General features: G+C 59.7%; 13 protein-coding genes and 1 pseudogene. 12 read left to right on the top strand and 2 right to left on the bottom strand.

The genetic code is table 11. The annotated features are described in order from the left end of the window. Positions 1 to 27: 27 nt before the first annotated feature. From AC1KVG_RS14210 to AC1KVG_RS14195, 4 genes and pseudogenes are all read left to right on the top strand, one after another. Positions 28 to 1,023: an HNH endonuclease gene (locus AC1KVG_RS14210; RefSeq protein ID WP_481094826.1), complete on the top strand. Its 996-nt coding sequence runs from the start codon at positions 28 to 30 to the stop codon at positions 1,021 to 1,023. A gap of 277 nt (positions 1,024 to 1,300) precedes the next feature. Then, the gene (locus AC1KVG_RS14205; protein WP_481094825.1) at positions 1,301 to 1,768 is read left to right on the top strand and encodes a hypothetical protein; all 468 of its coding nucleotides are present in this window, start codon (positions 1,301 to 1,303) and stop codon (positions 1,766 to 1,768) included. Further along, a complete protein-coding gene (locus tag AC1KVG_RS14200) occupies positions 1,765 to 2,085 on the top strand; it encodes a hypothetical protein (RefSeq protein ID WP_481094824.1) in 321 nt (106 codons plus the stop codon). Before AC1KVG_RS14205 ends, AC1KVG_RS14200 begins: the two co-directional genes overlap by 4 nt. A 68-nt stretch (positions 2,086 to 2,153) precedes the next feature. Then, positions 2,154 to 2,430 (top strand): annotated as a pseudogene (locus AC1KVG_RS14195) (hypothetical protein). Between the two features lie 25 nt (positions 2,431 to 2,455). Here the strand turns inward: AC1KVG_RS14195 and AC1KVG_RS14190 are convergent. Both AC1KVG_RS14190 and AC1KVG_RS14185 read right to left on the bottom strand, forming a co-directional pair. Continuing rightward, a complete protein-coding gene (locus tag AC1KVG_RS14190; protein WP_481094823.1) occupies positions 2,456 to 2,923 on the bottom strand; it encodes a hypothetical protein in 468 nt (155 codons plus the stop codon). A 53-nt stretch (positions 2,924 to 2,976) separates the two neighbouring features. Further along, on the bottom strand, positions 2,977 to 4,044 hold the full coding sequence (locus AC1KVG_RS14185; RefSeq protein ID WP_481094822.1) for a hypothetical protein: 1,068 nt from the start codon (positions 4,042 to 4,044) through the stop codon (positions 2,977 to 2,979). 995 nt (positions 4,045 to 5,039) lie between these two features. Here AC1KVG_RS14185 and AC1KVG_RS14180 point away from each other — a divergent pair. From AC1KVG_RS14180 to AC1KVG_RS14145, 8 genes are all read left to right on the top strand, one after another. After that, positions 5,040 to 5,447: a hypothetical protein gene (locus AC1KVG_RS14180; RefSeq protein ID WP_481094821.1), complete on the top strand. Its 408-nt coding sequence runs from the start codon at positions 5,040 to 5,042 to the stop codon at positions 5,445 to 5,447. Positions 5,448 to 5,477: 30 nt separating this feature from the next. Continuing rightward, positions 5,478 to 6,104: a hypothetical protein gene (locus AC1KVG_RS14175; protein ID WP_481094820.1), complete on the top strand. Its 627-nt coding sequence runs from the start codon at positions 5,478 to 5,480 to the stop codon at positions 6,102 to 6,104. A gap of 65 nt (positions 6,105 to 6,169) precedes the next feature. Beyond that, the gene (locus AC1KVG_RS14170; protein WP_481094819.1) at positions 6,170 to 7,348 is read left to right on the top strand and encodes a hypothetical protein; all 1,179 of its coding nucleotides are present in this window, start codon (positions 6,170 to 6,172) and stop codon (positions 7,346 to 7,348) included. Between the two features lie 65 nt (positions 7,349 to 7,413). Next, on the top strand, positions 7,414 to 7,923 hold the full coding sequence (locus tag AC1KVG_RS14165) for a hypothetical protein (RefSeq protein WP_481094818.1): 510 nt from the start codon (positions 7,414 to 7,416) through the stop codon (positions 7,921 to 7,923). After that, a complete protein-coding gene (locus AC1KVG_RS14160; RefSeq protein ID WP_481094817.1) occupies positions 7,920 to 10,829 on the top strand; it encodes a TraM recognition domain-containing protein in 2,910 nt (969 codons plus the stop codon). Before AC1KVG_RS14165 ends, AC1KVG_RS14160 begins: the two co-directional genes overlap by 4 nt. A gap of 88 nt (positions 10,830 to 10,917) precedes the next feature. Further along, on the top strand, positions 10,918 to 11,448 hold the full coding sequence (locus AC1KVG_RS14155) for a hypothetical protein (RefSeq protein ID WP_481094816.1): 531 nt from the start codon (positions 10,918 to 10,920) through the stop codon (positions 11,446 to 11,448). Positions 11,449 to 11,618: 170 nt separating this feature from the next. Then, positions 11,619 to 11,801 (top strand): hypothetical protein, encoded by a 183-nt coding sequence (locus AC1KVG_RS14150; RefSeq protein ID WP_180313092.1) that lies wholly within the window; start codon positions 11,619 to 11,621, stop codon positions 11,799 to 11,801. A 101-nt stretch (positions 11,802 to 11,902) separates the two neighbouring features. Next, a complete protein-coding gene (locus tag AC1KVG_RS14145; RefSeq protein WP_481094815.1) occupies positions 11,903 to 12,025 on the top strand; it encodes a hypothetical protein in 123 nt (40 codons plus the stop codon). Positions 12,026 to 12,027 lie beyond the last annotated feature (2 nt).

Genomic DNA, 12,027 nt, shown 5'->3' with positions numbered 1-12,027 from the left:
CTTTAAATTTAGCAGAGGCAATGGAAGATGCTCATCAGCAATGAACCTGCGGTTGTTGCACTGGGAATGTCACCCGAAGAGGCGGCTGGGCTCGATAGGGCATTGGCTGAGGTGAGGCGGGTGCTGGGCCCGTTGGATGCCTATATGGCCACGTATGCAGGCATGCGGAACCCCACGCTTATTCTGGGCAGGAAAGCCGTTGACGCATGGAAAGGAAATCCGCTGCTGGTAGTCAGAAAAGTTCGTAACAGCCATGTGCTGGGGTTTGCCAAGTCTCAGAAAAGCGGACGTCAAGTGCTCCAGGCGTTTTTTGATGCGGGAAACTGGAACGATTTGATCAAGCAAGAGGTCTACCCTCTGGAAGCTCTTGCGAAAACGAGCTCAGTATTCGCATCAAAAATGAAACGGCTTGGCAGCTGGTTGAAGAAAGAACACGAGGATCTTTACGAAAGCTGGATCAAAGGCGAGTCGTTGATGCCATCTGACTACCTTTCGGACGATGGCCACAATGAGCAAGGCCTCCTTCTATTGCTGGAACTTCAGCAGCTTTCTTCAGAACCATCCATTACCACGCGAGAGCAACTGATCAATGCGCGGATAGGTCAAGGAAAGTTTCGGCAGGAGGTGCTTGATCGCTGGGGCCGGCGCTGTGCCGTCACTGGGTGCACAGTGGAGCCATTGCTTCGCGCCTCGCATGTTCAGCCGTGGGCATACGTGGTGAAAGCCAATCAGTCGCTACCGGGCGCGCCGGATCCACGTCTGGATCCTGACAATGGGCTGCCGCTTGTGGCGACCCTTGATGCGCTGTTCGATTCGGGCTTGATGACCTTCAACGACGATGGTCGTGCGCTTTTTGCTGACGCTTTCATAGAAGAAGAACTCATTGCAAAAAGGCTCATTCCTGCACAGGCGCGTCTGAGAAGCTTGCCCGGTGATGTGTTGAAGCACTACCTCCAAATCCATCGGGACGAGGTATTTCAACGGCCGAGGGGGAGCGCGAGGCAGGGCCGGGCCGCCGATTAAAGCCAGCTCTAGGCCGACGCGGAATGGTGGCCATGGCGAGCGCCACACCGCCGCATAGTCGGATCTCCGTGTGCTTGATGAGGTGGGTGAGCCGTTCGTTTCCGATGCCTGAGCAGCGGGGATCTCGCTCGCCGAGGCCCTACGGCAGTTGGTGGACCGGTGCCTGGACCAGAATAGGTGAACGGTCGAAGCGCGCTCATGTGCGATTGGAATGCTGAGCTATTGCTTCAATGTGCTTGGCAAAGCACGTTTAGAATATTCGAAAGGAGCATCAATCTTGGAAGATCTTCGACGACAGTTGGTAGAAATTACCTTGACCTGGGAAAGGGCATTCGGCAATGCCCCATCCATCACATCGGCTCTGTCCGAGCATGATGCTGCCGTGCTCCTGGGCTGTCCCCTGGCCGATTACTCCACAAGCATGAGGGCTGCAACGGCAGTTCAACGGGGCTACGACTTCGTCTACCGAGGCTTGCGCTACCAGGTGAAGGGGAACCGGCCGAGTGGGAAGAAAGGGAGCGCGGTGACTTGGGTTCCCAAGCCCAGAAACTACGACTGGGACCGGCTGGTTTGGATCCTCTACAACCCTGGCTACGAGGTCCAGGAGGCCTGGCTCTGGGAGGTAGAGGACTACAAGCTCCGCTTCGATGCGATCCAGCGGCTAGGGCCGGCGCACATGCGCTTGGGGAAGCCACTTGCCGATCTGATAATCTCAGGTGACGTATCATCATGGAGCGGTAGATGAGTAATCAGGTTATATACGACGAGTTGATTAAGCTGCTTAACGAGATCGACCCTTTTTATAAATCAGGGAACTCGATTCCTGCGGAAAGAGCATTCATTCCTATAGCTGTATGGGAGCGTTTCAGAGCTCTTATAGGACGCATTCAACTTGAAGAGCATACGCAACACGTTAGTTCTGAGGAGCGTCCAATTGATGCGATCAAGTTCCCAGAAAAGCCTGACATTTCTAGCGCGAACCAGCGGGCTCGAGGTGGCTATTCGGATGGCTGGAATGATGCGCTTACGGAAATCCGAAACATCAACACGCGTAGGCTCTAGTCCCATCAGCGAACGCTGTATTCCGGGTTTTTAGGTGGCGTTGCTAACACTACACGGCTGGCTACCTCATCGTGAGGGGGGGAGGCTCTGGCGAGCCACGAACCCTGGCCTAAGCGGGCCGGAAAGGGAACGCCTGGTCCACGAGTTGATGGACGCGCGGCGGGCCGTGAAGTCAGCGAAGTCCAACGGGGACGAGGAGGCACTGGCCGCCGCCCGGCGTGCCGTGGACAGCGCGAAGAGAGGCCTGGGCGAACGGGGCCGGTGTGGTGGACCGATGGGCCGCCGGATTGGAACCGGCACCTGGTGAAGAACTCGCCCTATGCGGGGGGGTTCTCTGAAAGATGAGCAGTAGCAGGTTCAGCGTAAGCCATCAGGCTTTTGGCTGGGCACTCATTTTTGACAGGCCGAAATCCATTTCAAGGTGGAGAACAACGGCGTCAGCGACGTTGGGCGTCTGGGTGGCTCCTCTGGCGAGAAGGCTTCGCTTATAGCGATCAACACAGTCCGAAACAACAACGTGTTGACCATCTTCCTCCGCAACAAGCACGACCTGTTCTAGGGCGCGATACATCAAGGCTTGGTGGCGCAAATGGTCAGGAAGAATGACGTTGGGTATCTCAATCACGGTTGGATCGACATCAAGCACCATTGCTGATGGATAGTTCGAATCATCCCTGCCTTCGTGTTTAAAGTGAAGTTTGAATAGACTGGAAGCTCCGTTCCCGCCATACGGTTGAGCCCATAGCTTCCAGGGTGAGGTGAAGTGAGGAGCAAGCACGCGCATAGCGGCAGCAACCGGCCTGTAGCTTCGATCCCTCAAGGAGATTTGTTCAACCATTGCAAGGTCCATCTATCGCTCTCGCTCCATGTTCAGGAAGCTGATACTGCGCTTCATCGCGTAGAAGCGTCAATGGCTCGTTGCTCATTCACCAGCCGCGCCCAGTCACCCCCCAGCTGCCGCACCTCATCGCTCCACGCCCGGTAGTCCTCGAGAGGCATCGCTGGCTCCATGCCGCGCTTCACGCGTTCTAGGTATTTGACCTTCCGGGCCATTGCCTCCCGGTAGCGATGTTCCGCTTCTTCCAGCTTGTCGGCCCGTTTCGCGGCACGCAGCTGGCCAAGCCGGCGAACCGAATCCGGGCTGGTGGACGGCACTCGGAGCGCATGAGGCGGCGCCGGCCCGCCAATCATCGGCACCCGCTTGTGGTTGCTCACGGGATCCTGGACGTGGTGCCGCCAGCACTCCCGCCAGTCGGTAGCATCCATCGGAGCCTCGCCCGGCAGGTTCAGCGGCACGATGATCCCGTGCGCCTCAATGAGCCGCCACACGGCATCTAAGAAGCCTTCCGCTGGCACCCGAACCAGGGTGGTCTGGCCCTCGACCAGAACCTCGCCGCCATCTCCGAAGCGCAACGCCAAGAGGCTCTCACCCAGAGCGACGGGATCACCCGCTCGGGTGCTCCAGCCCACCAAGCACACGCGCGCCCCATTGATCACTCCAGACCAGGCGTGGACGCGGAACCGGGGGCTTTGGAAACGTCCAGCCAGGTGGGCCACCACTCGCTCGCGTGTCGCGTGGCGGGAAAGCGGCGTCAGGTGGTTTTCGGCATAAAGCAACGCCGCACGCCGACGCTCCAGCAGCAGGGCCACCCGGTCAGGGTCTGCCTTCGCTTGCCATTTTGACCAACTCACGACATCGCGCAGGCCCTTGGCAGCAGCGCAGGGCCGGCAGGCAGGCACCCAGTTCTCCACCACGCCAGCGGGGCCGCCCAGTTGCGCGGGGACCAGCGACGTAGCCGTCCAGGACTTGGGAGAGGACAGGTCCAGCGGAGCGGAGCAGAAGGCGCAGGCGTTGCCGAACTCCGCCAAGCCCGCTTTGCGTTGCCACCCATTGGCCTTGCCTTCCAGCGGGGCATCGGCTCGGGCGATGGCATCCAAGAACGGGGTCAACTCAAGCATGGGAAGCCCCCAATCCGTTCAACGCAGACCCAGCACCCAGAACGCAGAACAGCTGCAGAGGTGCACTGCAGGAGCCTGAAAAAGATTTGACTAAAACGCTTTGCCGAGCCTGTCGAACGCCCCCAGCAACCGCCCAACAAAAACCAAGAGCCCGCTTCGCTGATCCGGTCCCAGGCCAGCACTGGACCTCAACACGCTGATCGAAGGCCGAGGTGCAGCGAACGGAAGCAAGGACAGGCCGCTTGACTAAAACGGCTTGTGTCAACGCTTTCAGGGCACCCAAGCAGAGCGCCGAAACCCCAGCACTCGACCACCCGAACCCCCATGAAGAGTTGACTAAAACGGATGGAGTCAGGGCTTTCCGAACACCCGAGCAGCACTGTAGAACTCCAGCACACGCCAGCCAGAACCAAAGGAATCGCTCAACGGAAACAGGGGTGACAGGTGGGGCGGGGACATGGGGGCTATCGGTGTTGCTGATACGGAAAGAGGCGGGGGGCTGATCGTCGGAGAAGAGGATGACGGGGTGCTGCGCTGGATGGGTTGCAGGGGTGAAGCGGAACGGTTTGGTGCGATGGAGTGAAGCGGGGGCGAGGGGCATTGGGGTCTCCGGGTTGCTATGAGTGATGGGCTTTCTCATACAACTACCGGGGAAAAGCGGAAGGGCAAGAGCGGTGGAGCGAAAACTGGGAGGCGATTGCGAGGAACCGATTTGTCTCCCCATTCACCGTTAAAGGTTTTCCGAAGGGTGAAGGGAGTGGGGCATACACAAGTCGCACCTCTGGTGAGTTCCGACTTGGCTAGAAACGCTGGGCGTTTCCACCCATAAACGCCTTGCTGCGCCTTGATTTACGTCTTGGCTAACAACTTGGCCAGGAGATCGGCTGGAAAATGCTGGAGAACCAGCAGAGTCAAAGTTTTCTGACGTGGCCCGCTTGCGCTTATCAAATCCTCTGCTAATCCATGGTGCATGGGTTTTCAATGCAGGAGGGTAAGTGGTTCGCCAGTCGCTTTTAACCAAGTCGTTCAACATCGCCAGCGATGAACTGGAGCGCGCCCGGTATTGCGCCAAAGAGCAGGGCGTTTCACTAAACAAATTCCTGCGCCTGGCGGTCATCGAAAAAACCCGAGGCGTTCTCCAAGGGTTGGAAGCGACGGACACACTCAACGAGATTCGAGCCACGGCTCGCGAATCCGAAGCGCGCAATGCCATGACATTGGAAAGCGCACTTGCCGACATGCGGGTTGAAGTCGCCGCTGTGCTCCAAGCGAACGAGGACTTGGTGACGAAAACCCTCCAGGCCTTCAGCCAGTTCCTGGCCCAGCCCGAACCGGATACCAAGCAGCCGGCTCCTAAGCCGTCCAGCCGCAGCGCTGCAGCGTTCCTTCCACCGAAGCCCTAACTCTTTCCCCACTGCCTCAAGGAGGTCTACATGAAACGTTTCGCTCTCACCCTCACCATCGCGGCTCTGCTGGCCCCAGGTCTCGCGCTTGCACAGGACACCACACCGCCCGAGCGGCAAAAGACCAACAAGCTGCGACTGTTCAAGGCAGGTGGCATTGGATGCGCGGCCGGCGCAGGCATTGCGTTGTTGACTGGCAAGAAAGACAAAGCCCTGACCGCTTGCGCGGCGGGTGCCGCGGCGGGTGCCGTGGTGGGCGGCATTGCGTCCTATCGAGCTCAGCTCAACGAGGCCAAGGAAGTGGCCGAAGCGGCCAAGGCGGCGGGATTGGATGCCCAGGTGCAGACCAAGACGGTGGCCACCGAGGACGGCCAGACCGAGGCCCTGAACGCGTTGACCATTCGCTACAACCCCGAGGACATGCAGGGCAGCAATCCGAAGACGGCCGTCACCCTGGACAAGTTGGCGGCGCTGCTCAAGGCCTCGAAAAACCAGCTGACGATTCGCTTTGAAGGCGGGGACCTTAGGGTGTGCCCGATCCCGGCCGAGGAGCTGCATCGCCGCGGGGCGTTGACCGGGCACCGCTCGGAAGTGGCGTGCGGGGAGAACAACGAGCCGTTCCTCATTCGGGTAACGCCGATCCCCGACGTTCGTTGATGCCAACCGTGGGCTGGGGGCGGATGCCCCTGGCCCAAATCTTTTTCAAGCGCCTGGGAGGGACCATGACACCCGAAGAACTCATCAAACAGCGCGAGCAACGCAAGCTGCTCGCCAGGGCCGCCGAGGCCAAAACCACCGAGGCATCGGACGACGAGAAGATCGTCAGCGATGCCACCAAAGAGAACCTGAAGAGCGCCGGCCGCTTGGCAGCGAGCTTCGGCAAAGCGGTGGCAGAAAAAACCAAGAACGCGGCAGCGATGGCTGCGGAGAAGAAGCGCGAGGCTCAAGAAGCCCTGGCTCGCCGTGCCGAGGAAGCCAAGGCAAAAAAGGACGCAGATGCGGCAGAGCAAGAACGACGGGAAGCGGAGCGGGCCCGAGAACGGGCCGAGCAGGTGCCGATTGCTCAGCCCGAAGCGCGGGCGGTCGAAACGGTGTCAGTTCAACCCGGGCCCATGCTCACGACTGCAGAGCCGTTGGTAATTGAGGTTGCACCCACGCCGGCAGAGGAACCGGAAGCCACCTCTGCACCCGACGCCGACCTGGTGATCAGCACGCCGGCTCCCGTTGTTCAAGAAGTGGGAGAGGCAGCGCCACCCGAGCAAGCGGTTGTCGAGCCTCAAGTCCCGGAAGTTCAGGAGGTTGCTCCAAGGAGGCCGACTCAGCCCCCGGTGAGCGCACTCAAGCCGATGCCATCCGAGGCCACGGCGAAACCACAAGCGAGTCAGGTCAAACCCGGCACGTCTTCCTGTGCTGTGTCAGCAGCGGCCAGCACCAAGCAGGGCTGGCCGCGCTTGGCCGGTGCGGGCATAGTCGTCCTGGTGCTGGCTGGCGCTCTGGCCTGGTGGTTCGCCCATCGCTCCAGCGACCCGGCTTCCGATCCCCGTATCGATACCACGGCAGGGGTGACAGCTCCTGCCCCGATCCCAGCGCGTGTAGCTCCGGTGCTACCGGCTCCACCCACGGCCGGAGCCGTTCCGGCATTGATCCCCCTGCAGGAAGAGAAGCCCCCAATGGCTCCCTCCGTGTCGGAGGTTCCCAAAGCTGCAACGCCACCCAAGGTTGAAGCGGCCGCTGTCGTTCCTGCGGTAGTGCCAGCAACCGTTACCCGGACAGATGCAACGCCGGTTTCGAAATCCAAGCCTCGGGCTACTCCAACGCCAGCGCCCAAAAGCGAACCAAAAACCGATTGGCAGGATCAGGCGAACAACGATATCGACGCCTGGGCTGAAAAGATCAGGTGATGCGCTTGCGCATTTCGAATTGCCCGCTAGAAAGAATGTGTATCCATTAAAGGATGGGAGGAAAAATGTTTGCTTGGTTGTTTACGCAGTATCGGAAGCCAGGAAGGCTCCACTTCGGATCGAAGTGGCTCAACCTGCATGGCCGTCTGCTTATCGGGAGTCCGGAGCGCTTTGGGCTTCAGGAGTGCAGCGAAAACGTGTTGACGTCTTACTACTACTTGCGCGCGGATCGAAAGATGCCGGTGACAGACGATGGCAAGTTTGATGCGTGGAGGTTGGACGCGCTGCGAGCCAGTCAGGTTCGACACGCCAGTGAAAAGCACGTCTCAAAAGCCGGGTTCATCGTGGCTTCGGCCGCGTGCTTGGCGCTGTGCTTCAGCGCGATGGTTATTCAAAAGGGGTCGTCCCTTGTTTCCTCGTCGAGCAATGCAGTCACCGCCGACCAGGTCAGGGTAGGGCGCTTAACCGTCGAGGAATGCACGGTGAAGGATTTCCGGGGGCAGCTGGTGGGCAAGGAACGCGAAGACTGTCTTGAACAGGGCAAACGAATCAAGAACAAGATGGAGGGGCGATGAGCATGTTGTTGTCAGTATTGGATTGGACGGCTGGCATTGGCCGGAAGATGTTCAAGAAGGAAGGCCAAGCGTCGAGCACGCTTGATCAGATCATCTTGGAGGGGAACGAACGTTACGAGAACCTGGTGGGCCGCTTTGACGTGAGCGACCGGGTCAAAAGCCGCGTTTTGGACGTGCCCGAGGAGGACCGAGAGCTGGCAGAGCAATGCGGCGCGGTGTGGGATGAAAAGGAAGGCGCGTTCGTCGTGCCCGAATATTTGGACCTGGACACCTTCCATGTCTGGTGGCCCAAGGTCCCCGAGGACCTGCGCAACACCCAGGCCCGGATGATCATCACCAAGCAGGGACGGCGTTCCGAAGGGTTTGTGCTCGGCGATGACATGGCATTGGGTGGGGACAGCACAGCCACCTCGCTCATGTATCTGGCTTTCCCCTTGATCGGGGCCGTGGGCTACTTCTTGAACAGCCTTATCGGATTCATGGGCTGGGCCGTGCTTCTGGCAGCCACTCCCTACTTCGTCGCCGTGAAGCAGGCCGAGGGCATAAAGGAGGCATTCAAGGGCTTGGCTCTGATGCTGATTCCTTCTTTCATCGGAACCATCGCCGCAATGCTGTCTGGGTTGTCGGGCACTGGTCTCCGCGGCGCTGCCACGATGATCGCCTATACCTTGAGCCTGCCTGTGGTTCTGTTGTTTGTGGCGTTTATCGCTGCCGCCTCGCATCCGCATCGGGGAGTGCTGGGTGGGACGGCCGAGCGTTTTATCCAAATGATGAAGTGGTTAAGCGTCATTGTGGCATTTGCCATCGTCGGCCAGATCCTGCCTAGCGGGATGGGCGTTGGCTTGGCTTATGTGGCGGCCTGCATGTATGCGTTGCAGTTCACCGAAGGCAACTTCGTCCAAACGGCAGCCCGTCTCTACCTGCAGAACAACGACAACAACCTTGCAACCCAGGGCGCGTTGTCCACATCGCACGTGAAGGCCCGCGAACAGCAGGCAGCGGAGGCGTTGCGCGACAAGACCCCGTTACTGGCCGTGGGCCGGGCGTCGGGCCACCTCAATGATCGAGGGTATGGGTTTGCACCCGACAAAGGCACGGTCATGATGCTGTCCTGGCGCGACCTCACGCAGGGCTTGATCCTCTACGGGCGTATTGGTTCGGGGAAATCCTACGGCGGACTGCGCCCCTTGGCGCGCCGTTATCGGAAGTCAGCGCTGGCGTTGGCCACCCAGCGTGGAATCGAGGGCAGTGCCGGCGGTGCGCTGATCCTTGACGCCAAGGACGGTGCGATCATCTCTGACTTGGGCGATGACGCCTTCGACATCATCGTGCGCGCAGGCATGTCGGTGGCGCCCTACGAGGGCCTGGAGCCGGATCAGATCACCAAAGCCCTGCGCGGTGCGACAGGCGGCAAAGTGGATGAGCGATCGAAGTTATGGAGCGATGGCGGCGACGCGTTTCTCTTCCACACCGGCATCATCTTGAAGGCGGCCTGCCAGCACGATCAGGCGTATCGTGACTTCTGTATCGCCAAGCTGGAAGCCCTGGAGCACGTCCGTTTGATGCTGCTGCTGGAACGGGAAGAGCTGGAGAAGCGCGGGATGGAGCTGGAGCGCCTGGACGCGGATCTGGAGCGGGTGGAAGAGCAGATCGGCACCTATGCCATCGTGGCCGAGTCTGCTCGAACCTGGTTCTACACCCCGTTCCACCATGCCAAGTTGCTGGCAATGATCGAGCGCGTGTTGCCATCCCCGGCAGGTGGCATGGCCAATCCCAAGGTGCGGGAGCTGGTGAACTGGCTGGGCTTGGAGCGCCCCGACATGTGCACGACCGACGAGGAGCGTGCGGCGTATGCAGCTTACCTGGAGGCCTGCCGGAACCGGCTTGCGACCCGTAGCGAGACAATCCATCCAGACCTGCTGCGCCCCATGTCCCAGCTGCAGAGTTCTTTGGAGTGGGCCCTACTGGAAGTGCCATCGATGGAGGCAACACAGAGGCAGTCCTTCACTTTGAACTCCCGCGGTCTCCTTGAGAAGTTGCTGCGTGGTGAGAAGCTGCGCGATGCCAACGACGTTCCGTGGCACTCGATTGAGACGGGCAAGGTGGACGTTTCGCAGGCGCTTTACGGCAAGTTCGTGGGCTTGTTCCTGCCGCCGACTCAGTTTGGCGAAGCGGGCGACATGATGCAGCGCTTGCTCAAGCAGCGCGTGATGAACGGCATTCGGGCCCGCGGCGCGCATGGCGATAAGTGGCGTGAACTATTGCCGGGCCAAACCGAAGTGCTGTTGATGATGGACGAGGCCCACTTGCTGCTGACCTCCGATGACGTGTTGCTGTTCAGCACCTCGCGAAGCTTGGGGTTGATGCCCGTGGTAGCGGTTCAAGGCCACGACAGCCTCATCAATGCCTACGGTTCCGAGAACGAGGCTGATTTGCTGGCCAACACGATGCAGTCGTTCGCTGCGCTCAGCCACTCGTTCGTCACGCGCAACTACTTGATGAAACGGCTGGGCAAGGCGGAGCTGACGACGTTCAAGCAGAAGACCCGCGGCATTGACTACGAGGGCGGGCTGGCCAACTTCCGCCACAGCGTGCTCAACGACCCCAACCACCCCTATGCGGCCGCCTACGAGCAGATGCTGATGCAGGGGGCTGGACGGTTGACCGCGTTGCGCGTGGATCCAGCCACCGGTCGCACCTGGCGCATTGGGGCTCAGGACACGCTGGGCCAGGACGAATTGGCGCGCGACATCGACATGCCCACGGGCGGCAAGCGAGAGGTTCAACCCCTTTTCTTGGAAGAGGAATACCCGGCCCTCACCACGGCGCGCGGCAACGCGATCGTGTCGCTCTGCCGGGCTGGCGTGAACCGCACCGACTTGGTTGAGCTGATGCCCAACGATTGAGCACGCGAAGTGCAAGGGTTACCCCCTTGCCCTTTTCTCAAATCGATCAATGCTGACCCTACGACCCATTCCCTTGAAGGAGGATTTCATGAGCACTGCCCCCACTGATGCAATGACCGATCTGCTGGCCGCCCGCGACCAGCGCCGAGCCAAGTTGGCCGGCCATCGACCCACCGACCACCAGCCCCAGCAGAAGGACGCCTTTGATGGTTCCTTGGCGAAGGATCAATCCGCGATCCAAGAGAAGCAGCAGGCGGTGCTGGATTGGGCCAAACAAGCCAAGCCCGAAGAGATCGCTGCTTTCCGCGACCAGATGGATTCGCAGGCCAAGGAACGCGCCCAGGCCGTCCCCGAAGACAAGCATGCCCAAGTCATGTTCGGCACCATCGACGAATGGCGCCAAAAGCGCCAGCAAAAGGACGAAGGACAGCAGCAGGAGGAAGCCCCGCCCATGCTGACTGCTGCGCAACGTCAGCAGCCCATGGGCCCCGGTAAGTTGGGCTACGCGAACTTCGCGGCGACTGCAAAGAAAGAGGCCGAGTTCATGAAGAACTATGAAGCCAACTACGACTGGAACAAGCAGGAGGCTCAGTCCCAGAAGAACATCTACCGCCAATGACCGGCAGTCACACCGACACACACACCTCAGGGCTCCTACGGGGCCCTTAGCTTATACAGCGTCGAATCGTGTATGAGTCGACCTACCCATAAAAGCAACATCAAAAGCGGCTCAAAGCAACAGCATGGGTGGGGGTTTGACAAAGGGAAACGCGGACGCATGCTGAAACAATGAACAACAACAACCCCAAGCGATTTGCCAGGCCCAAACGAACCGCCGTGCTCAATGCACGGGTGGAGCCCGAGTGCCGCGAAGCCCTGGAGGCGTATGCGCGCAAACACGGTTATTCCCTGGCAGACGCTCTCTCCCGGCTGATCAAAGCCCATCTCATCAAGCAACAACCAACGAGTTGACCAAACAGAAAAACTGCCGGGAATTTCGCATTTTTGCGCTTGCCAATGTGTGCATTTGTGTTTGACTGGGTTTACACAAAACACAACCGGGGGAGGTCCCTATGTATATTTTCGCTGATGCTTACGAATATTCCGTGGATAACGTGGGAAATCTGTTGCTCACGCTGGGCGGATTTTCCGTCGTGAGCTACATCGCTGCCAACGTGATCGGCTTGCTGGCATGAAG

It is taken from the genome of Xanthomonas sp. NCPPB 3959 (assembly GCF_056675575.1).
This window is presented reverse-complemented; position numbering and strand designations above follow the sequence as displayed.